Here is a 22474-nt window from a genome sequence, read left to right on the forward strand (position 1 = left end):
CTTGCTATCACACCTGGGCGGGGGCCGCGACTCCGGCGGTGTCCAGATTCAGCGTCTTGCTGGTCCAGCTCCACACCTCGCGGAACAGCTCCGTGTTGTCGGAGAGCTTGACGCCGAGCGAGGGCACCATCTCGCGCAGCTTCGGGGTCCAGCCCTCGTACTCGTCCGGGAAGCAGCGCTGTAGCACGTCGATCATGGCGCTGACCCCGGTCGACGCACCCGGCGAGGCACCGAGCAGCCCGGCGATGGTGCCGTCGCCCGCGGCGATCACGGCGGTGCCGAACTCCAGCACCCCGCCCATGCCCTTGCGCCGGATCACCTGGACGCGCTGGCCCGCGGTGATCAGCTCCCAGTCCCTGCCCTTGGCCCGCGGCACGAACTCGCCGAGCGTCTCCACCCGGCCCGCCTCGGACTTGAGCAGCTCGGAGATCAGGTACTTGGTCAGGCTCAGCTCGGTGACGCCGACGCCGAGCAGCGAGAACAGGTTGTCCGGGCGGATCGACTTGAACAGGTCGGTGTTCTTGCCGTCCTTGAGGAACTTCGGCGTCCAGCCCGCGTAGGGGCCGAAGAGCAGGCCGTTGCGGCCCTTGATGACCCTGGTGTCGAGGTGCGGCACCGACATGGGCGGGGCGCCGACGGCGGCCTTGCCGTACACCTTGGCGTGGTGCTGCCCGATGAGCTCCGGGTTCGTGCTGCGGAAGAACTGGCCGCTCACCGGGAAGCCGCCGAAGCCCTTCGCCTCCTTGATCCCGGCCTTCTGCAGCAGCGGCAGCGCGCCGCCACCGGCGCCGACGAAGACGAAGCGGCTGATCAGCGTGCGGGTCTGCCTGGTGCGGACATTGCGCACCCGGACCAGCCACTGGCCGTCGGACTGCTTGGACAGGTCGAGCACCTCGTGCCCGAAGGCCAGGTCCACCCCGGTGCGGCCGAGGTAGGCGAGGAGCTCGCTGGTGAGCGCGCCGAAGTCGATATCGGTGCCCGCGTCGGTCCAGTTCAGCGCGACCGGGTCGCTGTAGTCGCGGCCGCGCGCCATGAGCGGCAGCCTGCGGGCGAACTCGTCCGGGCTGTCGATGTACTCCATGCCCTCGAAGAGCGGGTGCGGCGCCAGCGCGTCGTAGCGGGCGCGCAGATAGCGCACGTTCTCTTCGCCGTGCACGAAGCTCACGTGCGGGATCGGGTTGATGAAGCGGGATGGCTCGCCGAGCAGGCCGTTCTGCACGCCGTAGGACCAGAACTGGCGGGAGACCTGGAAGCGCTCGTTGATGTCGACGGCCTTGCTGATGTCGACGGTGCCGTCGGGGTTCTGCGGGCTGTAGTTCAGCTCGCAGAGCGCGGAGTGTCCGGTGCCCGCGTTGTTCCACGGGTCGCTGCTCTCGGCCGCGGCGGCGTCCAGCCGCTCGAAGAGCGAGATCGACCACTCGGGCTGCAACTGCCGCAGCAGTGCGCCGAGTGTGGCACTCATGATGCCTGCGCCGATGAGTACGACATCGGTTTTCTGGGTCTGAGCAGCATTCGGCACGGGTGTCGACTTCCTTGTCACTCTGCGCGGTTGCCCGCGGCTTCCGGCTGGAGGTTACCCACCGTTCACCTGTGCCCAATTGTGCACCTCGGGAATCGGCGTTCCCGCAGCGAACCTGCCGAATGTGACATAGATACCTCCCGGTAAGCCGGGCTCGGCAGGGCGCTTCCGCCGCGATAGATTGGGCACTGTGACGAACGAAACCTCGCTCGACCCGGCGCCCACCTCCTCCGGTGGCGACCCGTGGCAGCCGGATGTCCTCGGCACGAACTACCAGCAGCGCACGCTCCCGCTCGGCCCGGATCCGGACGGCGAGGGCGAGATCTTCGGCACCCTGGTGCGCTACCGGCCCGAGGAGACGGCGTCCAGCCCCGCTGACACGGAGACCCCGGCCGTGCTCTATCTGCACGGCTTCACCGACTACTTCTTCCAGCAGCACGTTGCCGAGCACTTCGCCGCCCGCGGCCACCGCTTCTACGCGCTCGACCTGCGCAAGTGCGGCCGCTCGCTGCGCGACGGGCAGAGCCCGCACTTCGTCACCGACCTGGCCTCCTACGACGCGGAGCTGGACGAGGCGCTGCGCATCGTGCGCGCCGAGACCGGCGCCCCGGTGCTGCTGGTTGCGCACTCCACCGGCGGGCTGATCCTGCCGCTGTGGCTGGACCGGTTGCACGCCCGCACCGGCGCCGCCGCCGCGGGCGTGATCGGGCTGGTGCTGAACAGCCCGTGGTTCGACCTGCAGGGCCCCGCCTACTACCGCAGCGTCGGCACCCCGGTGATCGACGTGCTCGGCCGCTTCCGCAAGACCGCCGCGCTGCCCGCGCCCGCGATCACCGCCTACGGCGACAGCCTGCACCACACGGTGTCCGGGGAGTGGGAGTACAACCTGGACTGGAAGCCGCTGAGCGGCTTCCCGGTGCGCTTCGGCTGGCTGCGCGCCATCCGCCGCGGCCACGCCAGGCTGCACCGCGGGCTGAGCATCGGGGTGCCCGCGCTGATCCTGCGCTCCCGGCTGACGAAGTTCGCCCGGCAGTACGGCCCCGCCGTCGACGTGGCGGACGCGGTGCTCGACGTCGAGCAGATCCAGCGCTGGTCCGGCTGCCTCGGCGACCGCACGAACATCGTGCCGATCGAGGGCGCGCGGCACGACGTCTTCCTGTCGAGCGAGAAGCCGCGGGCCGAGGCCTTCGGTGAGCTGGACAACTGGCTGGACTGGCTGGCCGCGTTCCGGACGTCCGGCTAGCTCACCAGGGGCTGGTGCGCAGCACGATCTCGGTCGCGAATTCGTGCGTTGCCTCGGCGGCGACATCGTCGACGTCCAGCTCGACCACCCGGAACTCGCCGTAGACGAAGCGGCCGGAGCCGTCCGCCACCGCGCGGGTGGTGCGCTTGGTGACCACCATGGTCACCGGCAGCTCCATCGGCCGCACGCCGGAGTCGGCGACCGCGCCCTCGGTGTCGGCGCCCGCCGGGTGCCCGCGGTCGGCGACGGTCAGGCTGATGAAGCGGCCGAACGGCCCGGCGCAGAGCTGCCAGGCGAGTTCGGCGCCGCGGCCGTAGCCGGCGACGTGGGTGTAGGGCACGCTCAGCTGGTCGAGCAGCGCGTGCAGGTCGGCCGGTTCCAGCCCGTCGATGCTCTCCGGGGTGACGGTGCGCAGGTCGGAGACGTGCAGCCGGGCCGAGACCCCGTCGAAGACGTCGGGCGGGGCGCCCGCGTCCGGCAGCAGCAGCACGGTGTGCCTGGAGTCCGGGCCGTCCACCCGGACCGTCCAGGAGCGGTCACCGACCGTGATCTGGCGCGCTGTCATGACCGGAAACGGTACACGGCCGCCCGATCCGCGATGCCGGGTTCGCCCGGATAGCGGGTGCTCGGGAGAGCGGCCGCATGCCCGCGTGGGGGTCGAAGGTGACGGTGCGGTCGCGCCCCGCCTCCCGGCCCAGCTGCTCGACCAGCGCGTCGGCGAAGTCGGCGCCCGCGGTTCGTCAACAGGGTGCGGTGAGCCCGCTGCCGATCACCGGCAGCCCGGCGGGCGGGCCGTCGGCGAGCAGCCGCTCCAGCGCGGGCAGGTCGGCGTGCTCGGTCACCAGGTCGGCGAGCAGGTCGAGCTGGGCGGTGCGCAGCGCGGCCACCGAGACCTCGGCCGCCGGTTCGAAGCCGGTGCGGCCCGCCGCCGCGGCGACGGCGCGCAGCCAGCCGCGGCGCAGCTCGTCGCACTCCAGCAGCCCGTGCAGGTGGGTGCCCCAGATCGCGCCGCGGACACTGCCTTCCGGCTGCCCTTCCAGCTCCAGCCAGGCGGGGTCGCCGGTCCGGGTGACCCGGCCGTGGTGGATCTCGTAGCCGTGCACAGGGATCAGCGACGCACGTTCCCGCCCGGCGCTGCGCCGCAGCACCTTCGGGTCGGCGAAGGTGACCTCGAGGTCGAGCAGCCCGAGCCCGGGCACCGCGCCCGCGCCGGACTCCACCGGGTCGACGATCCGGCCGCCGAGCATCTGGTACCCGCCGCACACCCCGAGGATCGGCTTCCCCTCGGCCGCCCTGGTCTTCAGGGCGTCGGCGAGACCGGTGCGGCGCAGCCAGGCCAGGTCGTCGACGGTGGCCTTGCTGCCGGGGAGCACCACGAGGTCGGCACCGGCGAGCCGGGATGGCTCGGTCACCCAGCGCACCGCGGTGCCCGGTTCGCAGGCGAGCGCCTCCACGTCGGTGGAGTTGGAGATGCGCGGGAGCCGGATCGCGGCGACCGACAGCCACTCCCGGCCGCGCGGCGGGGCCGGGCGGCCGACCGGGGCGTCGGCGACGGTGCCGAGCGAGTCCTCGGCGTCCAGCCAGAGCTCCTCGGCGTAGGGCAGCACGCCGAGCGTGCGGCGGCCGGTGAGCGCGGCGAGCTGGTCCAGCCCGGGGCGGAGCAGCTCGACGTCGCCGCGGAACTTGTTCACCAGGAAGCCCGCGATGAGCCGCTGGTCGTCGGGCTCGAGCACGGCGACGGTGCCGAACAGGTGGGCGAGCACCCCGCCGCGGTCGATGTCACCGACCACGATCACCGGCAGCCCGGCCGCGCGGGCCAGCCCCATGTTGGCGAGATCGGTGGCGCGCAGGTTGATCTCGGCGGGCGAGCCGGCGCCCTCGCAGATCACCGCGTCGAAATCGGCGCGGAGGGCGGCGAGTTCGTCGGCAACGACCTCGCGCAGCGCGGTCCGGTGCCGGAAGTAGTCGCGCGCGCCGACGGTGTCGACGGCCTTGCCGCGCACCACCAACTGGGAGCGGTGGTCACCGCCCGGCTTGAGCAGGATCGGGTTGAACCGCACGCTCGGTTCCAGCCCGCAGGCGCGGGCCTGCAGCGCCTGCGCCCGGCCGATCTCCCCGCCGTCCAGCGTGACAACCGAGTTGTTGGACATGTTCTGCGCCTTGAACGGCGCCACCCGGACCCCGCGGCGGGCCAGTGCCAGGCACAGCCCGGCGACGACGACGCTCTTGCCCGCGTCCGAGGTGGTCCCGGCGACGAGCAGCGCGCCGCCGGGCGTCACGGCAGGGTGAGGATCTCGGCGCCGGTCTCGGTGACCACGAGGGTGTGCTCGAACTGCGCGGTCCAGCGCCGGTCCTTGGTGACCACGGTCCAGCCGTCGTTCCAGACCTCGTAGTCGATGCCGCCGAGGTTGATCATGGGCTCGATGGTGAAGGTCATCCCCGGCTCGATGATCGTCTCCACGGCGGGCTGGTCGTAGTGCAGCACCACCAGGCCGTTGTGGAAGGTCGGGCCGACGCCGTGGCCGGTGAAGTCGCGGACGACGCCGTAGCCGAAGCGGTTGGCGTAGGACTCGATCACCCGGCCGACGACGTTCAGCGCGCGGCCCGGCCGGACCGCCTTGATCGCCCGCATGGTGGCCTCCTCGGTGCGCTCCACCAGCAGCCTGACCTCCTCGTCGACCTCGCCTGCCAGGTAGGTGGCGTTGGTGTCGCCGTGCACGCCGTCGATGTAGGCGGTGACGTCGATGTTCACGATGTCGCCGTCCTGGATCACGGTGGAGTCCGGGATGCCGTGGCAGATCACCTCGTTCAGCGAGGTGCAGCAGGACTTGGGGAAGCCCTTGTAGCCGAGGGTGGAGGGGTAGGCGCCGTTGTCGATCATGTACTCGTGCGCGATCCGGTCCAGCTCGTCGGTGGTGACGCCGGGGGCGACTGCCTTACCCGCCTCGGCCAGCGCCCGCGCCGCGATCCGGGAGGCGAGCCGCATCTTCTCGATGGTCTCCGGCGTCTGCACCCAGGGCTCGGAGCCCTCGACGGCCGTCCGCTTGCCCACGTACTCGGGGCGCTCGATGGCGTGCGGCACCTCCCGCTCGGGCGAGAGCGTGCCGGGAACGAGGGGCTGGCGAGTGCGCACGGACATGAAGACAGGGTAGTCGGCGTCAGCCGGTCGCGGCGGGCAGCTCCGGGATCGGCACCGGGCCCGCCCCGGTCTCGTAGGTGTTCGCCACCAGGGCCGCCCGCAGGTACCAGAGCCCGTCCAGGTTCATCGGGTCCAGTCCGGTGTGCTGCGCGATCCGGCGCATCCGGTGGTCGATGGTGTTGGCGTGGATGTGCAGCGTGCGCGAGGTGCGCTGCCGGTTGCGGTCGTTGCGCAGGTGCACGACGAGGGTGTTCAGCAGCTCCGGCTGTGCGCGCAGCGGGTCGAGCACCGCGGCCAGCCTGCGCCTGCCCGGGCCGGGGCGGGTGATCTGGTACTCCACCGCCAGATCGGCCATCCGGTAGAGCCCGGCCGGGCGGTGCAGGCGCTGGGCGAGGTCGAGCAGCTGGTGCGCGTCCCTGGTGGCGGCGGGCACCTCGCCGGTGCGCGCGTGCACGACGGTGCCGAGCAGCGGGACGCCTGCTGCACGCTGTATTCCGTCGAGCAGTTCGGCGGCGGGAGCCTCCGTCGGCAGGTCCTGGGCGAGCAGCACGGTGCCGCCCCCGGCGGCGAGCAGCGCGGGCGGCGGGCCGCCGGGCCCGGCGGCCAGCTCCAGCCGCATCCGGCGCAGCCTGCGCCGCTCCTCGCGCTCGTCGCGGACCGCGCGGTCGTCCGGCGTCTCGGTGGCGACGCCGAACGCGAGCACCGCGTAGGCGTCCGCGATCGGGAAGCCGCTGCCGCGGAGCTGCGCCGAACCTGCCTCGCCCGCGATCAGCGCGCTCGCCATCCGGCCGCCCGCGTCGTCCCGCGCGGTGCCCTGCGCCCGCAGTTCGCGCAGGTAGCTGCCGGTGAAGGCGGTGACGAGGCGGTCGAGCACCTCGGCCAGCCGCTGCCCGGCCACCACAAGGGCCCTGCTGTCCGCGCCGGTGGCGCGGGTGCCGAGCAGCTCGAGCACGAAGCGGAAGCCGAGGTGGGTCGCGTGCTGCACCGCCTCCAGGTCGACGCCCTCGGATGCCCAGTCGCCGATCCGGGCGCGCAACCGCTCCGGCACCTCGGCGGCCGGGCCGCCCTGCAGCGCGACCGCCACCAGCTCCAGGCACCCCCGGATCACCTCGGCGGCCTCGCGCCGGGACGCCCCGCACGGCATGGTCGCCCCGCGCGGCGCGACGCCGCCGGCGACGTGCCCGAGTAGCTGGTGCGAGAGCCGGGGGTCGTGGCGCAGGTAGCCCGCGGCGGGCATTCCGGCGATCCTGAGTTCCCGGGTCGCGCACGGGCTGCTCGTCCGCATCCGTCCTCCGTACTATCGTGACTCAACTCTCTCAGCAATAACTGTAACTATGGGTGGACATATTCGGCTACAGACAGTTACCGCCAGCCGATCCCGCCGTCATTGGACGAAGCGTGGAAGATTGACTCAGTATCTACTGAGACAGTTGGCCGGACCGAAAGGAAACGGATGACCGGCAGGGAGTACCGGGTCGCCGAACTCGCGGAGGCAGCGGCGGTACCGGTGCGGACGGTGCGCTACTACCAGGAGCGCGGCCTGCTCGCGCCGCCCGAGCGCAGGGGCCGGAACGCCTTCTACGGCGAAACGCACCTGGAGCGGCTGCGGCTGATCGCCGACCTGCTCGCCCGCGGACACAGCCTTGAGGGCATCGCCGACCTGCTGACCAGCGCCGAACAGGGTGGTGGCGTCTCCGAGCTGCTCGGCTTCGAGTCGGCGGCCGCGACGGCGTGGGGCGACGGGGAGGTCACGCTCGACCTGCCGCAGATGCTGGAGCGGTTCGGCGACCAGGTGACGCCGCAGGCCATCGCCGAGGCGGTCGCGCTCGGCTACCTGCGCCTGGAGGGCGACCAGTTCGTGTACACCAGCTCGCGGCTTCTGGCGGGGGCATCCGCACTGGTGGCGACCGGTATCCCGCTGTCCGCCATCCTCGCGGTGAGCTGGGAGCTCGAGGCGGCCTTCGACCGGATGGCCTTCGCCTTCGTGCAGATCTTCCGCACGCACCTGGTGAGCAAGGTGCTCGAGCACCCCTCCCCCGCCGAGCTGCACCAGCTCGCCGAGACCCTGGCCGCGCTGCGCCCCAGCGTCCGGCAGATCGCGGACGAGCACCTGGCGCGGGCCATGGATCGGCGGATCGGGATCGACCTGCCGGAGGTGTCCCAGCAGATCAGCCGGGCCACCGGCGAGTAGGGAATCTTCGGCGCGGCCTCGACGTTCCGACAAGTAGTTGACGTAGAAACATCTCGAGACGGGACGCACCGTGGAACTGGGACTCACCACCTTCGCCGAACGCTATCCGGCCGACGGCCGCCCGGCGCCGAGCGCCGCCGAACGGCTGCGCCAGGTCGTGGACGAGGCCGTCGCCACCGAGGCCGCCGGGCTCGACGTCTACGGCGTCGGCGAGCACCACCGGGTCGACTTCGCCGCCTCCGCCCCCGCCGTCGTGCTCGCCGCCATCGCCGCGCGCACCGAGCGCATCCAGCTCACCAGCGCGGTCACCGTGCTCAGCTCCGCCGACCCGGTCCGCGTCTACCAGGACTTCGCCACCCTCGACGGGCTGTCCAACGGCCGCGCCGAACTCATGGCCGGGCGCGGCTCCTTCACCGAGTCGTTCCCGCTCTTCGGCTACGACCTGGCCGACTACGACCAGCTCTTCGACGAGAAACTCGCCCTGCTGCTGAAGCTCCGCGACGAGGAGCCGGTCACCTGGCAGGGCGAGTTCCGCGCCCCGCTGGACAAGGCGATCGTCTACCCGCGCACCGACAACCGGCCCCTCCCGGTCTGGATCGCCGTCGGCGGCAGCCCCGAATCCGTCGCCCGCGCAGGACTTCTCGGCCTCCCGCTGGCCATCGCCATCATCGGCGGCGAACCCGCCCGCTTCAAGCCGCTGGTCGACCTCTACCACCGCGCCCTCGCCGAAGGCGGGCACGAGCGCCAGCCCGTCGCGGTGCACGCGCACGGCTACCTCGCCGACTCCGAAGAGGCCGCGATCAGCGAATTCTGGGAGCCCTACACCCGCGCCATGAACGTCATCGGCCGCGAACGCGGCTGGGGCCGGATGACCCGCGCCCAATTCGACGCCATGCGCGGCCCGGAGGGCTCACTCTTCCTCGGCACACCGGACGTGGTCGCCGAGAAGATCGCCGGTGTCCGCGACACCCTCGGGCTCGACCGCTTCATGCTGCACACCAGCGTCGGCACCCTGCCCCCGGAGAAGGTGCACCACGCCATCGAGCTGCTCGGCGCGAAGGTGGCCCCGCAGCTGCGCTGACCGATCGGCGCGTTTCTCGCGGGGGGCGGCGGGGCATCAGGCCGGGCACGGCCCCCAGAAGCTGTTGGGCAGCGCGAGACCTTCTCCGTTGGGCAGCGCGGCCGGTGGGGTCGCGGCGACGGCGGCGGCGTCGAGCGCGCGCAGCCCGGCGCGGACCGCGAGCAGCTCGATGCTCGGCCGGCCGAGCGCGGCCCGCTCGGCGGCGGAGAGCGGCTGCCCACCGGCCTCGATGAGCCGCTCCACACCGTCGACCCCGTACGCCTGCACCGACTTCTCCAGCGAGTACAGCCCCACGGGCCCGTCGACGGCGGAGACCGCGGCGCGCACGTCGGTGGCCATCACCTCGAGATCCCGGTAGGGGCCGACGCCCGCCTCGCCGAGCGTGATCCCGCCCTCGTCGCCGTAGAGCCGGCGGATGTCGTCGCCGTAGTTCAGCTGCATGCTCGGCCCGGGGTCGGCACCGGAGGCCTGGATGTAGACGGTGCGCATCGTCATGAAGAGGATGCCGTTGTACTCGCCGCGGCCGATGAGCGGCATGTCGAAGAAGTCGGAGAAGGCCGCCGCGCCGTCCAGCGCGTCGTCGATCGCGAACGGGTAGGCCGACGCGGTGACGGCGTAGCCGCGGCTGCGCAGGTCGCGCACGATCGCCCGATAGTTCTCGGCGGCGCGGCACTGGCGGCGCGGGCCCGCGTTGGCGGCGAGCGCGGCCAGTCCGGCCGCGGGGTCCTCGGTGATTTGGAAGATCGCGTCGGTGTCCTGGATCGAGGACTCGAGGTCGAGCGCCACGTCGGTGAAGTGCAGCTCGTTGCCGCGGGCCCAGCGGTCGAACTCGTCGACGGCCAGGGCCACGATCGCGCTGTTGTCCTCGTTGGACCAGTAGCCGTCGCCGTAGGGGATCTGGATCAGGCCCTTGACCGGGATGTCGCGGCGCGCGGCCTCGCGCAGGAACGGCAGCACCTCCTCGCGCTGCGGGTAGCCGGCCGGGATCGGGCCGAAGTCGCGGCGGTAGCGCAGGTTGAAGCCGAGCGGGGTGCGGGTGCGCTCGAGCACGTCCCACAGCTCGGGGGTGTAGGCGCCGAAGTCGCGCAACAGGTTCCAATAATCCTCGGACTTCGGCACTCCGTAACCGGCCAGGCCCGAGGAGCCGTGCATCTCCTCACCGACCCAGAACATCAGGCGGGAGGCTGGTGCTTCGGCGGCGGCGGGAGTGGGGACGGCGAGCAGCGCTGCGGCGAGCACAGCGGTGAGGAGCGTCTTCATGCGGGACATTGCCTCCGAAAGCGGATGGGTAGGAGCCTCCGCAGCGTAGGCGACAATTGAAACTTTTGGTACTGATTTCATTCTATAAGTACCTACTGGCGACAGGGCGGGCTCGTGGTACGTTGAGAACTAAATCAGTACCACTAGTCTCACGGAGTTGTGATGAACAGCCTCAGGCACAGCATCCTGTCCACGATGGAGAACATCGGCGGCCGCCACGACGATCCGGCGGTCTACGGCGGCCCCGCCGGTGATCCCGGGCTCTGCGGCCCCGACAGCGTGTCGTGGAAGATCCACAGCGACCTCGCCTCGGTCATGGGGGCCGCGACCGGCGCGATCGTCATGGAGTTGCTGCACCCCTCGGTCATGGCCGGTGTGTCGCAGATGTCGAACTACCGCGAGGACCCGTTCCGGCGCGCCCGCACCACCCTCGGCTACGTGCTGACCACCACCTTCGGCAACACCGATGCCGCGACCGGGCTCATCGAGCAGGTCAAGCGCATCCACGGCTATATCAACGGCACCCGGCCCGACGGAACCCCCTTCGACGCTCTCGACCCGACACTGCTGACCTGGGTGCACATCTGCATCCCGTGGATGATCCTGCGCAGCTACGAGCGCTACCGGGCACCGCTCACCACCGCCGAGAAGAACCGCTACCTCGCCGAGCAGGCCGTCATCGGGCGCATGGGCGGCGGGCGCGACGTCCCCGAGTCGATGGCCGAACTCCAGGATTACGTCGAAGCGATGCGCCCGCACCTGGCCGTGACCGAACAGACCCTGGAATTCTTCGAGTTCCTGATGACCGCGCCGCTGCTGCCGGTGCGCGCCCCCGGACCGCTGGATCGCGCACTGCACGCCTACGTCGCGCACGCGGGAATGAGCCTGACCCCCGAGTGGGTCCAGCGGCTGACCGGCTTCCACCACTCCCAGCCCGTGCACAACCTGCTCTTCGCTCCCTACCTGCACGGCAATCCCGCGCTCACCCGATGGGTCGTCGGCGAGCCGCCGTACTACCGTCTGGCCAAAGCCCGCGCGACCGGCGCGCCCGCGCCGCGGACCGCCGCCGCGGCACCGATCGGCCGATGACCCGCGACCCGATCGCACTGCCGGAGCCGCTCGGCCACGCCACCGTGCCTGCCGATCCCGCGGCCGAACGCATCCTCGACGCCGCCGTCGCCGAAACCGCCGCCGTCGGTGTGGAGCGGCTCCGAATGGAGGACGTCGTACGCCGCAGCGGCCTCGGCCGCACCACCGTCTACCGCCGCTTCCCCAGCCGCGACGAACTGATCCGAGCACTGGTCACCCGCGAGACCCAGCACTTCCTCGCCGCGGTCGCCGCGGGCATGGACCAGGTCGACCGCCCCAGCGACCGCGTGGTCGAGGCGCTCCTGGCCGCGGTCTCCTTCGCCGGCGAGCACCCGATACTGCGGCGCCTCGCCCGGACCGCGCCCGGCAGCGTTGTCGAACTCGCCGGGAACCCCGGCACCGAATTCCTCACCACCGGGGCGGCATTCATCGCCCGGCACCTGCACGGCGAAGGCCAGGGGCCACCCGGCCGCGAGGCGCGCTGGGTCGCCGATGTCTTCGCCCGCCTGTTCCTCACCTACCTCGCCCTGCCCCCCGCCGACCCGGACATGGGCAGCGAAGCCGGACTCCGCGCCTTCGCCCGGGGCGTGCTGACCCCCATGGCCGAACGCGTCACCCCGGCCTCACCCGCTGACGAACGCGGAAGCGAGCCGCGCACCGATCCGGAGCCGTCCTAGCGCGAACGATCCGGTGTCCGCTGAGAACCCGGATGCTATGGCCGCTACCGGGAACAGCGGGGTCGGCGGCGGTGAGCGCCGGGTCGGTCGGACCGTCTTGCCCGGGCGGGCTCCTCCTCGCGAGGCACCGCGGACACCGGCGCACCAGCCCGCGGCGCCCCTGCCCCCGGATCTCCGGAGCGCCGCAACCGCGTGGGGATCAGCAGATCGGCGGCCAGCTGTTGGGCTGCCGCGAGTTTCCGGCAGCGAGCGCGCCTGCCAATGTGTTCTCCGCCCCGATCAGCCCGCGCGCCGCGATCGCGGCGGGCGAGAGCGCGCTCGCCCGCTCGAGTTCGCCCCCGGTCAACGGGTTTTCGACGGCGTCGAAGAGCCGGGCGACCCCGTCGAGGCCGTAGTCGGCGAGCGCTTTGTCGAGGGAGTAGATGCCGACATCGCCGGTCGTGAGCGCGGCGGCGAGCCGAGTGTCGGTGACCATTTCGTTCAGGTTGTCCTTGTACGGGCCCTCTCCGGCCTCGCCGAGGCTGAAGGTGGCGGCGTCGCCGTACCAGCGGCGCATGTCCTGGATATAGGCGGCGTGGATCGAGGGGCCGGGATCGGTACCGAGCAGCCCGGCATACACCGAGCGCATCGCCATGAATGCCACCTCGCGGAAGGTGCCCGGCCGGGACAGGGGCATGTTCAGCCCGTCCGTGAACGCGGTGTCGCCGTCGATGATGTCGTCGAACAGGAACGAGTACGTGGCCGCCGTCGTGGGGTACCCGTGCTCCTCCAGCCAGGCCACGACCCGTTCGTATCCGCGCGTCGCCGCGCACTGTCCTGCCGGGTCGATATTCCCCCCGAGCATCTGGACGACCGGAGCCGGTTGCCGCGGCAGGTTGCCGAGCGTCGCGGTGTCGGCGAGGGGCGCCTCGAGATCCAACAGCACCTGCTGCGGCCGGAAGCCGATCTCGCGGGCCCAGGTGTCGAAGTCGCGGACCATCTGTTCGTGCAGGGTGAGGTTGTCCTCGGTCGCCCAGTAGCCATCGCCGTAGGGCACGGTCAGCCACGCCACGACACCGACGTTGGCGCGCTCCGCGGTCCGCAACAGTGCGGGGAGCTCGTCGAAGTGCGGTTTGCCCGCCGGGATCGGCCCGAAGTCGCGCTGCCACCGCATATTGATCGAGATCCGGGCGTGCCGATCGCCGAGTAGCTGCCACAGCTCCGGGGTGTAGCCGCTCAGGTCGCGCGGCACGGTCCAGTAGGTCTCCGGGTCGGGAGCCTGGCCCGCGGTGAAGCCGTGCAGGGTGGAGACCTCCTCGGCGGCGCCGAAGACCAGGCGCGAAGGCGTTGGCGCCGAGGAGGGTTCGGCGTGCGAGAGGGGGGCAGCGTTGGACAGTAGCAGCGCCAACGCGACCGTCAGTACCTTCTTCCACATACCGCGAGACGATATAGCAGGTACTGATTGAATACCAACCGTACCTACCATTCCGACCGGAGGCACCCTGTTCAGAAGGCGTACGGGCCGAAGCGTCCCCAGACCAGGAGCCCGGCCAGCACGAGATAGAGCGCGTTCAACGCGATGGGCAGAGCTTCGCGGTACCGGTAGTGCGTGGTCATCGCGCCGAGCATGAGCAGCACCCAGCACAGGGCGGTGACCGGCACCAGTACGGGCGCGATGTCCAGGACCGCGGGCAGGATCAGTCCGGCGGCCGCGAGCAGTTCCAGCACGCCGAGGGTTCGGACGGCACGGGGGTGGGTCTTGCCGGTCCACCGACCGCCGGGAGCGGCGGCCAGTGTCCGGATCGGCACGAAGGTCTTGGTCGCCCCGCCTGCCAGTGCCACCGCGGCGAGCAGTGCGGCGACGATCCAGAGGATGAGGTTCATGGGATTCTCCTCGCGAATTCGGTCGATCGATTCGCACACTGGACACCGGGCCGCCTTCGGTTGTGACAAACACCTGTCACGGCACGGCGGCGGCCGGTGTCCGGTGTGTGACCGCCGAGATCGAGGAGACCCAGTGACCGACACCGACCCGCACACCGAGACCTTCGTATCGCACCGCAACCTGCTGTTCACCGTGGCCTACGAGATCCTCGGCTCGGCGAGCGACGCGGAGGACGTGCTGCAGGAGAGCTGGCTGCGCTGGGCCGAGGTGGAGCTGGGCGCGGTCGTGGACCAGCGCGCCTACCTGGTGCGGATCGTCACCAGGCAGGCGCTGAACCGGCTGCGCACGCTGGGCAGGCGCAGGGAGTCCTACGTCGGGCCGTGGCTGCCGGAGCCGCTGCTCACCGCCCCGGATATCGCCGCCGACGTGGAGCTCGCGGACAGCGTCTCGATGGCCATGCTGCTGGTGCTGGAGACGCTCGGCCCGACCGAGCGCGCGGTATTCGTACTGCGCGAGGTGTTCGCGTTCGACTACGCCGAGATCGCCGCCGCGGTCGGGAAGACGCAGGCGGCGGTGCGCCAGATCGCGCACCGGGCGCGCGGGCACGTCACCGCGCGCAGGCCGCGCGGCACAGTCTCGGCCGAGCAGACCCGCTCGGTGCTGGACGCTTTCCGGCGCGCGGCGAGCACCGGTGACCTGCGCGGGCTGCTCGACCTGCTCGCCCCGGACGTGCTGCTGGTCGGCGACGGCGGCGGTATCGTCCAGGCCCTGCCGCGGCCGGTGCGTGGTGCGGATCGAGTAGCCCGGGTGCTGACGTCGGCCAAGGTCACGGCGGTCGTCGGACTGCTGGAGCCGACAACTGCCAATGGCTGGCCCGCGCTGGCGCTCCGGGTGGACGGCGTCATCGACACGGTGCTCTCGATCCACGTCGAGGCGGGCCGGATCACCGGCATCTACGCCGTGCGCAACCCGGAGAAGCTCTCCCACATGACCCGCGCCAATCCGCTCACAACGTGGTGACCGCCCGGTCACCGAACATCAGTTCTTGCACTGCTGTTCCCAGGACACGCGCGCGCTCTCACCGAACCAATACACCTCGGGCGAGCCGATGGTCTTCCCCAGCTGAGCGATGGCGGCGTAGGCGATATCAGCCGGAATCAGCGACTTGCCGATGTTGCACACGTTCTCGAAGGCCTGCTCCGGCGTGCGCACCTGCAACAGGCAGAGTTGCTGCATGGTGGTCTCGCCCAGCGGCAGCCCCCAGATGCGCTCCACCACTTCGACTGCGACCTCCGTCGGGATCCCACCCTCCTGGAATTTGCGGCTGACCTCGGCACTGCAGGTCTCATTCGAGGGCGCGTCCGGGGCGAACGGCTTCTCTTCCTCCGGTGTGACAGCGCCGCCGCCGTCGAGATCGACGAAGGCGGAACGCTCGCGAATCAGGCTCGTGCCGTCCCCGCACCGCTGCAGGATCTCGTAGCGCCCGTTGGGTAACCCGCCGAACTCGGCCTGCCAGACACGGGGGAACACGCGAACGAAGTCGCGGGTACCGAGCTGGGAGTTCGTCTCCAGATTGCGCGCTGCCGCCCAACATCCGTACGGAAAGGAGCCCACCGTCGTCTGAATCGCCCGCAGTGTGATGGTTCCGGGGGTCGTGGAGATCACCAGCTGTCCGCCGAAGTACGGCGAGGTGGCGTAGGGATGTACGTAGTCGGCGTGCGCAGACCCGGCCCCGATCGCACCGAACACGCTGAACAAGGCGGTACCGACCGCAGCCACGGCGGCCCGCTTCAACGATTTCACGATTCGATCTCCCTCGGTGCTGCCGCTGGGCGGCATGGCAATGAGCCGACTGCTGACGACGGCACTCAGTGGAGCACCTTCGACATTGCCGCCACCATCGGTCATTCAACCGACTCGTGCCGGAGTCTGCCCCCGGCAACGGGCGCGGACACTACAGCCTGGACTCCAGCCACGCCCGCCCCCGCCGCGCGGAGGCGCGGGAGAGCCAGGCGTCCTGCACGATCTCGGTGAGCTCGGCCAGCCCGATCCGGCCGATCTCGCTGCCGCGCACCAGCACCGACGGGTGGCCGTCGAAGTGCGTGGTGCTGAAGAAGGGCGTGCCCGGGTCCTGGATCAGGGCCAGTTTGTCGGCCTCGGACTCCACCCAGAGCACGATGACGTCGTCGTACTTCTCCCCGGTCTCCGGGTCGACGGCGTCCGGGCGCGGAGTGCGGAAGAAGACGAAGGATTTGCCGCCGACCTGGTAGACGGCATTGCCCCGCCCGCCTTCGACGCGGGTGGTGTGCGGCATGGCGGCGGCGATCCGGTGCACGTCGTCGACGCGGGCGGGGCGGTCGGCCATGCCGCTACGCTACGCCGCGGGGAGGCCGCCGAAGAAGGCCCGCAGGTCCTGGATCAGCAGGTCGGGGGTCTCCATGGGGGCGAAGTGGCCGCCGCGGTCGAACTCCGACCAGTGCACGACGGTGTTCTGCTTCTCCGCGATCCCGCGCACGACGGACTTGCCGCTCGGGAAGACCGCGACGCCGGTGGGAACGCCGGAATTCTGCAGGGCGGCGCCCCAGGACTCGGACTCCTTGTAGAGCAGCAGCGAGGAGCCCGCGGTGCCGGTGAACCACAGCACGCTGATCGCGGTGAGCAGCGCGTCCCGGTCGATGGCCTGATCCGGCAGCTCGTGCGCGGGGTCCATGTAGGTGTGCACGACGTCGAGGGTCCAGGCGAGCAGCCCGGCGGGTGAGTCGGTGATCGCGGGGGCGAGGGTCTGCGGGCGGGTGGAGTGGATGCCCGCGTAGCCGGAGGTGTCGTTGCCGCTCCAGTCCTGGAGGGCGGCCAGCTTCTCGCGGTCGGCGTCGGAGTAGCCGGAGCCGTCGTCGTCCCAGGCGGGGATGGTGATCGGGTCGTTGAGGTGCACGCCTAGCAGCCGCTCGGGCGCGATCCGGCCGAGTTCCGGCGCGATGAACGAGCCGGCGTCGCCGCCCTGCGCGCCGAACCGCTCATAGCCGAGCCGGGTCATGAGTTCGGCGATCAGCACCGCCGAGCGCTCGGTCGCGGCCGCACCCGCTACACCCGTCGGCCCGGAGAAGCCGAAGCCGGGCAGGGTCGGGATCACCAGGTGGAAGGCGTCACGCTCGGTGCCGCCGTGCGCGACCGGGTCGGTGAGCGGGCCGATCACCGCGCGGAAGTCGGCGAACGGCCAGCCGTGCACCAGGACCAGCGGGGTCGCGTCCGGCACCGCCGACCTGATGTGCGCGAAATGCAGCCGCTGCCCGTCGATTTCGGTGACGAACTGCGGAATGTCGTTGAGCGCGCGCTCCTGTGCGCGCCAGTCGAACCCGCCGCGCCAGTACTCGGCCAGCTCCCGGACGTAGCTCGTCGGGATGCCGTAGCTCCAGCCGACGCCGGGCAGCTCGGCGGGGTACCGGGTGGCGCCGAGCCGGGCGATCAGGTCGTCGACGTCGGGCTGCGGGATGTCGATCCGGAATTCCTCGATGGTGCTCATAGCCGTAACGCTACGAGCCGGTTAGGCCGGATCTCGTCCTAACCGGATGGCATGCTGGAATCCGTGAACGATCCATCGGCCCGCCTGCTGCGGCTGCTCGGCCTGCTGCAGACCCCGCGCGACTGGCCGGGCACCGAACTGGCGGGCCGGCTCGGCGTCAGCGCGCGCACGGTGCGCCGCGACATCGAGCGGCTGCGCGGGCTCGGCTACCCGGTGCACGCCACCCAGGGCAGCGTCGGCTACCGGCTCGCGGCGGGCGCGACGGTGCCGCCGCTGCTGCTCGACGACGAGGAGGCGCTGGCCGTCGCGGTGGGGCTGCGCACCGTCACCGGCGGCACGGTGAGCGGGATCGAGGAGGCCTCGCTGCGCGCGCTGGCCAAGCTGGAGCAGGTGCTCCCCTCCCGGCTCCGGCACCGGCTGACGGCCATGCAGCGCAGCATGGTCCGGGTGAGCGGGGCCGGGCCGCGGGTCGACCCGAACGTCCTGATCGCCATCTCCGAGGCGACGCACCGCCGCGAACGGCTGCGCTTCGACTACCGCGACCGCGGGGGCGCGGCCACCATCCGCGACGTCGAGCCGGAGGCGGTGGTGAACTTCAGCAGGCACTGGTACCTGGTCGCCTTCGACGTGGACCGCGCGGACTGGCGCTCCTTCCGGGTGGACCGCCTGCACCCGCGCACCCCGACCGGGCCCCGCTTCACCCCGCGCGAGCTGCCCGGCGGCGATGTGGTGGCGTACCTGTCGCGGCAGCTCTCCGTCGCCGCGTGGCCGTACCGGGCGACCGTCACCCTGCACGCCTCCGCCGAGCACCTCGCCGACCGGGTGTGGCCGGGCATGGGCACGCTGGAAGCGGTCGACGACACCCGCTGCCTGCTGCATCTCGGCGCCGACTCGCCGTGGGCGCTCGCCTGGATGCTCACCGCGGTGGACGTCGACTTCACCGTCGGCGGCCCGCCGGAGCTGGTGGACGCGGTGCACGCGCTCGGCGACCGGTGCCTAGCGGCGATCGCCGACCAGGACCGGCACTGACGGCTCGGGCGCCGGCATGACCGCCGCGACCACTCCGATGACCGGCCACCGCCGGCGCGAAACCCGTGCGCCCCGAGGCGGGGAGTGTCAAGACGAATGCCGAACCGGACGGCGGGGTATTTACAGTGGCAGGCGGCGCGATGGCCGCGCCGGACCGGAAGGAGATCCATGCGCTCCGCGCTGCTCGCCGTTTCCCTGCTCACGGGGGCCCTCGCCCTGGTCGGCTGTGCTGCCGACGACTCGGCGGGCACCACCGCCGCCGCGGCCGATTCCTCGCTGACCGTCGGCGGCGAGCCGACCTCGAGCGCCCCCGCCACCACGAAGCCGGTCACCGACGGCACCCCGGTGACCATCCAGGCGGGCACCGGCACGGAGATGTTCGGCGTCCCCGACGTGCGGGTGCGGATCACCACCTGCGACACCGACACCGAGCTGGCCACCGTGGTGACCGATCGCGACGGCACCGCCACGCACGGCGTCACCGAGGCAGGCTGCTACCGCGCGACGGTGCTCTCGGTGCCCGGCGGCTGCCACCCCAACGAGGTGGCGACCAGCACCGTCGTGGTGAAGCTCGGCGAGCCCGCGTCCACGCGGTTTCTCATCCACTGCGCCTGAATCCCCGCCGCTACCATCGGCGGTGACGGCCAACCCCCTCACAGCGGAGCGCGACGATGACCGACGGTGACGACATCCGGCTCAGCGACGAGGAGCGGCTGCACGCGCTGAACGTCCTCGGCGAGCACTACGCGGCGGGCAGGCTGGACGGCGACGAGTTCTACGAGCGCTCCGGCGCGGTCGCCGCGGGCCGGACCGTCGGCGCGCTGCGCGAGCCGTTCCGCGGGCTGCCCGGCGGCGTGCCGCTGCGCGAGGAGGGCGGGTCGATCCGGCGGGTCGGCGACGCGGTGCCGCAGCCGCTCACGAAGCAGGAGGAGAGCTCGCCCGCGGCCGAGCTGGAGTCGCTGCGGCACCGCGGCAAGGTGGTGGAGACGGTCGACGGGGTGATCCTCGGGCTCACCCTGCTGGTGTTCCTGGTGCTGCAGTTCGCCGTCGACTGGAGCTGGGCGTGGCTGGTCTGGCCGTCGCTGGCGGTGACGCTCTCGGTGTCCCGGCTGCTCTACCACTTCGGGGACGAGGACGAGAAGATGTACAAGGAGCTCAAGAAGGCCGACGCCAAGTCCCGGCGCAAGCGGCTGGAGCAGGCCGGGGTGCGGATCCGCGAACTCGAGGACAAAAGGGACGAATCATAGGTGCACGGGCTGGTCCCGAAGGCCGATCTCCGATAGCTTAGGTTAGCCTGCCCTGAACAAGCGCGGGCGGAACCAGGAGTGAGGGTGTCGACGGTACCGGCGATCGAAATCAGCGGTCTGGTCAAGAAATACGGCGAGGTGACGGCGCTCGGCGGCGTCTCCTTCGAGGTGGCCCGCGGGGAGGTGCTCGGGCTGCTCGGCCCCAACGGCAGCGGCAAGACCACCACGGTCACCCTGCTCGCCACCCTGCAGCGCCCGACCGCGGGCAGTGCGCGGATCTGCGGCCACGACGTGGTCGCCGAGGCCGCCCGGGTGCGCGAACTGGTCTCGCTGACCGGGCAGTACGCCGCGCTCGACGAGGGGCTGAGCGCGGTCGAGAACCTCGCCGTCTTCGGCAGGCTCACCGGGCTCGGCGGCAAGAACCTGAAGGCCAGGATCGCCGAACTGGTCGAGCAGTTCGACCTCGGCACCGTGCGCGACCGCCGGGTCGGCGCGCTCTCCGGCGGCATGCGGCGCCGGGTCGACATCGCGAGCGCGCTGGTCACCCGGCCCGAGGTGCTCTTCCTGGACGAGCCGACCACCGGACTGGACCCGCGCAGCCGCGCCGCGGTCTGGGACACCGTCGCCGGGCTGCGCGAAGCGGGCATCACCGTGCTGCTCACCACGCAGTACCTGGAGGAGGCGGACCGGCTCGCCGACCACATCGTCATGCTGCACCGCGGCGAGATCGTCGCCGCGGGCACACCGGGCAGCCTGAAGAAGGAAGCAGGCGCCGCCGTCTGCGAGGTCACGCTGGCGCACCGCGCCGACACCGCGCGGGTGCTGGAGCTGCTCGGCGGGCTGGAGCTGGTCGAGGCGCCGGAGGAGAGCCAGGCGCACCCGCGGCTGGTGTTCCGGGCGCCGCACGGCATGGCCACCGTCGCCGACGCCATCGCGCGGCTGGACGGCGCTGGTATCGAGGTCGTCGACATCGGGCTCCGCCAGCCCTCGCTGGACGAGGTGTTCCTGCAGCTCACCGAGGTGACGCCGTGACAGCTCCCGCGCGCGCGTCGGTCGGGCTGCTTCCAGCGACCGGCACCCTGGCCAGGCAGAAGATCCTGGCCGCGCTGCGCTCCGGTGAGGTGCTCTTCGCCGTCTTCGGGCCGATCGTCTTCTTCGTCTGCTTCTACGGGCCGCTGCACCGCCAGTTCGAGCGCGCGGGCGGCGATTACGCGCAGTTCATCACGCCGATCATCCTGCTGCAGGCGGGGATCTTCACCGCGATCACGGCGACCGAGATCGCGGGCAACGACGCGCGGGCCGGGGTGCACGAGCGCATGATGTCGCTGCCGATCCCGCGCACCGCGCCCTTCCTCGGCCGGATGGCGTGGGTGGTGGTGCGGATGCTGCTGACCCTGGCCGCCGGGCTCGGCATCGGGCACGCGCTCGGCTTCCGGTTCGCGGGGGCGCTCGCCGACTCCGCGCTCTTCGCGCTGCTGGTGGTGGCGTTCGGGCTGTCGCTGAGCATGCTCACCGACGCGGCCGGGTCGGTGGCGAAGAACGCGGTCTCGGTGGCGACGGTGCTGATGATCCCGCAGCTGATCCTGGTGCTCGCCTCCACCGGGCTGGTTCCGGCGCAGGGCTTTCCGGAGTGGGCGCGGCCCTTCGTGCGGAACCAGCCGATGTCGGTCTTCACCGACGCGCTGCGCGGCCTCGCGGCGGGCGCCGATCCCGAGCTGACCGCCGTCCTGGCCTGGACGGCCGGGCTGCTCCTGGCCGGGACCGCGGCCATCGTCGCGGCGGGCCGAGCGCAGGTGAACCGATGACCACCACCTGGCAGGAGCGGCGCGCGGTGCCGCTCGGCGCGCAGTCGCTGGTGCAGGCGGGCGCGCTGCTGCGCACCTGGTCGCGCGATCCGGGGATCGTGGTGCAGTCGCTGGTCTTCCCGGCGTTCATGCTGCTGATGTTCCAGCTGGTGCTCGGCGAGACCGTGACCACCATGGGCGGCGGCGACAGCGTCTACGGCAACACCGGGCTGGTCGCGCTGGTCGGCGCGCTCTTCGGCACGCTCGCCACCGCCATCACGCTCATCCACGAGCGCGACACCGGGCTGCTCGCCCGCATGTGGACGCTGCCGGTGCCGCGGGCCGGGTTCATCGCGGGCAGGTTGCTCGCCGAGGCGGTGCGCGCCGGGCTCGCCACCCTCGTGCTCTTCGCGGTCGCGGTGCCGCTCGGGTTCCGCTTCGAACACGGGCCGCTCGCCGGCATCGGCGCGGTGCTGGTTCCGATGATCTTCGGGGTCGGCATCGCGGTCCCCGTGCTCGCGCTCGCCACCCTCGCCTCCGGCAAGGGCGCGGTGCAGCAACTCGGCGGCCTCTTCCTGCTGCTGCTCTTCTTCAACGGCGGCTTCGCCCCGGTGGACCAGTACTGGGGCTGGATCCAGCCCTTCGTCCGGCACCAGCCCATGACGCCCGCCATCGATGCCGTCCGCGGGCTCACCGAGGGTGGGCCGGTCCTCGCCCCCCTGCTCACCACGGTGCTGTGGACGGTCGGGTTGATCGCGGTGTTCGGGCCGATCGCGGTGCGCGGGTATCGACGGGCGGCGGAGCAGCGGTAGGGCCCTTCCCCGGTCGGGC

At 71.6% G+C, this 22474-nt stretch carries 23 protein-coding genes; 12 read left to right on the forward strand and 11 right to left on the reverse strand.

Features of this window, described 5'->3' with window-relative positions; genetic code table 11:
* Positions 1-7: 7 nt before the first annotated feature.
* Positions 8-1462 carry a malate dehydrogenase (quinone) gene (gene mqo / locus LTT61_RS10070; protein WP_233019669.1) on the reverse strand — a complete coding sequence of 485 codons (1455 nt, stop codon included), beginning with the start codon at positions 1460-1462 and terminating at the stop codon, positions 8-10.
* 247 nt (positions 1463-1709) lie between these two features.
* On the opposite strand from mqo, the gene LTT61_RS10075 reads away from it, so the two are divergent.
* Positions 1710-2762, forward strand: coding sequence for an alpha/beta hydrolase (locus tag LTT61_RS10075; protein ID WP_233019670.1), 1053 nt, complete (start codon positions 1710-1712; stop codon positions 2760-2762).
* 1 nt (position 2763) lies between these two features.
* On the opposite strand, the gene LTT61_RS10080 is transcribed toward LTT61_RS10075, so the two are convergent.
* The 4 genes from LTT61_RS10080 to LTT61_RS10095 form a co-directional block, all read right to left on the reverse strand.
* The gene (locus tag LTT61_RS10080) at positions 2764-3327 is read right to left on the reverse strand and encodes an alpha/beta hydrolase (RefSeq protein WP_233019671.1); all 564 of its coding nucleotides are present in this window, start codon (positions 3325-3327) and stop codon (positions 2764-2766) included.
* Between the two features lie 175 nt (positions 3328-3502).
* On the reverse strand, positions 3503-5041 hold the full coding sequence (locus LTT61_RS10085) for a cobyric acid synthase (RefSeq protein ID WP_233019672.1): 1539 nt from the start codon (positions 5039-5041) through the stop codon (positions 3503-3505).
* Positions 5038-5901 (reverse strand): type I methionyl aminopeptidase, encoded by an 864-nt coding sequence (map, locus tag LTT61_RS10090; protein ID WP_233019673.1) that lies wholly within the window; start codon positions 5899-5901, stop codon positions 5038-5040. The genes LTT61_RS10085 and map overlap by 4 nt, the downstream gene beginning before the upstream one ends.
* Positions 5902-5920: 19 nt before the next feature.
* Positions 5921-7186 (reverse strand): PucR family transcriptional regulator, encoded by a 1266-nt coding sequence (locus LTT61_RS10095; protein WP_233019674.1) that lies wholly within the window; start codon positions 7184-7186, stop codon positions 5921-5923.
* Positions 7187-7354: 168 nt separating this feature from the next.
* On the opposite strand from LTT61_RS10095, the gene LTT61_RS10100 reads away from it, so the two are divergent.
* Together LTT61_RS10100 and LTT61_RS10105 are read left to right on the forward strand one after the other, a co-directional pair.
* A complete protein-coding gene (locus LTT61_RS10100) occupies positions 7355-8092 on the forward strand; it encodes a MerR family transcriptional regulator (protein ID WP_233019675.1) in 738 nt (245 codons plus the stop codon).
* Between the two features lie 70 nt (positions 8093-8162).
* Positions 8163-9173: an LLM class flavin-dependent oxidoreductase gene (locus LTT61_RS10105; RefSeq protein ID WP_233019676.1), complete on the forward strand. Its 1011-nt coding sequence runs from the start codon at positions 8163-8165 to the stop codon at positions 9171-9173.
* 36 nt (positions 9174-9209) lie between these two features.
* Here the strand turns inward: LTT61_RS10105 and LTT61_RS10110 are convergent, their stop codons facing one another.
* Complete coding sequence (locus LTT61_RS10110) at positions 9210-10433, reverse strand: hypothetical protein (protein ID WP_233019677.1); 1224 nt, start codon at positions 10431-10433, stop codon at positions 9210-9212.
* 162 nt (positions 10434-10595) lie between these two features.
* Here LTT61_RS10110 and LTT61_RS10115 point away from each other — a divergent pair, with 162 nt between their 5' ends.
* The gene (locus tag LTT61_RS10115; protein WP_233019678.1) at positions 10596-11522 is read left to right on the forward strand and encodes an oxygenase MpaB family protein; all 927 of its coding nucleotides are present in this window, start codon (positions 10596-10598) and stop codon (positions 11520-11522) included.
* Positions 11519-12199 (forward strand): TetR/AcrR family transcriptional regulator, encoded by a 681-nt coding sequence (locus LTT61_RS10120; protein WP_233019679.1) that lies wholly within the window; start codon positions 11519-11521, stop codon positions 12197-12199. Before LTT61_RS10115 ends, LTT61_RS10120 begins: the two co-directional genes overlap by 4 nt.
* A gap of 199 nt (positions 12200-12398) precedes the next feature.
* Here the strand turns inward: LTT61_RS10120 and LTT61_RS10125 are convergent, their stop codons facing one another.
* Together LTT61_RS10125 and LTT61_RS10130 are read right to left on the reverse strand one after the other, a co-directional pair.
* Positions 12399-13613: a hypothetical protein gene (locus tag LTT61_RS10125; protein ID WP_233019680.1), complete on the reverse strand. Its 1215-nt coding sequence runs from the start codon at positions 13611-13613 to the stop codon at positions 12399-12401.
* A gap of 71 nt (positions 13614-13684) precedes the next feature.
* Complete coding sequence (locus LTT61_RS10130; protein WP_233019681.1) at positions 13685-14062, reverse strand: DoxX family protein; 378 nt, start codon at positions 14060-14062, stop codon at positions 13685-13687.
* Positions 14063-14195: 133 nt separating this feature from the next.
* Here LTT61_RS10130 and LTT61_RS10135 point away from each other — a divergent pair, with 133 nt between their 5' ends.
* A complete protein-coding gene (locus tag LTT61_RS10135) occupies positions 14196-15083 on the forward strand; it encodes an RNA polymerase sigma-70 factor (protein WP_233019682.1) in 888 nt (295 codons plus the stop codon).
* A gap of 18 nt (positions 15084-15101) precedes the next feature.
* On the opposite strand, the gene LTT61_RS10140 is transcribed toward LTT61_RS10135, so the two are convergent.
* From LTT61_RS10140 to LTT61_RS10150, 3 genes are read right to left on the reverse strand one after another with little or no spacing between them, the layout of a single operon-like run.
* Positions 15102-15971, reverse strand: a complete 870-nt coding sequence (locus tag LTT61_RS10140; protein WP_233019683.1) for a hypothetical protein — start codon at positions 15969-15971, stop codon at positions 15102-15104.
* Positions 15972-16017: 46 nt separating this feature from the next.
* Positions 16018-16428 carry an MmcQ/YjbR family DNA-binding protein gene (locus LTT61_RS10145; protein WP_233019684.1) on the reverse strand — a complete coding sequence of 137 codons (411 nt, stop codon included), beginning with the start codon at positions 16426-16428 and terminating at the stop codon, positions 16018-16020.
* A 9-nt stretch (positions 16429-16437) separates the two neighbouring features.
* Positions 16438-17583, reverse strand: coding sequence for an epoxide hydrolase family protein (locus tag LTT61_RS10150; RefSeq protein ID WP_233019685.1), 1146 nt, complete (start codon positions 17581-17583; stop codon positions 16438-16440).
* A gap of 63 nt (positions 17584-17646) precedes the next feature.
* Here LTT61_RS10150 and LTT61_RS10155 point away from each other — a divergent pair, with 63 nt between their 5' ends.
* The 6 genes from LTT61_RS10155 to LTT61_RS10180 all read left to right on the forward strand — a co-directional run bounded on the left by LTT61_RS10155 (position 17647) and on the right by LTT61_RS10180 (position 22455).
* Positions 17647-18612: a helix-turn-helix transcriptional regulator gene (locus LTT61_RS10155; RefSeq protein ID WP_233019686.1), complete on the forward strand. Its 966-nt coding sequence runs from the start codon at positions 17647-17649 to the stop codon at positions 18610-18612.
* A gap of 168 nt (positions 18613-18780) precedes the next feature.
* Positions 18781-19227: a hypothetical protein gene (locus LTT61_RS10160; protein ID WP_233019687.1), complete on the forward strand. Its 447-nt coding sequence runs from the start codon at positions 18781-18783 to the stop codon at positions 19225-19227.
* Positions 19228-19283: 56 nt separating this feature from the next.
* Positions 19284-19859 (forward strand): DUF1707 SHOCT-like domain-containing protein, encoded by a 576-nt coding sequence (locus LTT61_RS10165; RefSeq protein WP_233019688.1) that lies wholly within the window; start codon positions 19284-19286, stop codon positions 19857-19859.
* 84 nt (positions 19860-19943) lie between these two features.
* Positions 19944-20891: an ATP-binding cassette domain-containing protein gene (locus LTT61_RS10170; RefSeq protein WP_269821869.1), complete on the forward strand. Its 948-nt coding sequence runs from the start codon at positions 19944-19946 to the stop codon at positions 20889-20891.
* Complete coding sequence (locus LTT61_RS10175; protein ID WP_233019690.1) at positions 20888-21664, forward strand: ABC transporter permease; 777 nt, start codon at positions 20888-20890, stop codon at positions 21662-21664. The genes LTT61_RS10170 and LTT61_RS10175 overlap by 4 nt, the downstream gene beginning before the upstream one ends.
* Complete coding sequence (locus tag LTT61_RS10180; RefSeq protein WP_233019691.1) at positions 21661-22455, forward strand: ABC transporter permease; 795 nt, start codon at positions 21661-21663, stop codon at positions 22453-22455. The genes LTT61_RS10175 and LTT61_RS10180 overlap by 4 nt, the downstream gene beginning before the upstream one ends.
* Positions 22456-22474 lie beyond the last annotated feature (19 nt).

The organism is Nocardia asteroides, assembly GCF_021183625.1.
GTDB classification, from domain to species: domain Bacteria; phylum Actinomycetota; class Actinomycetes; order Mycobacteriales; family Mycobacteriaceae; genus Nocardia; species Nocardia asteroides_A.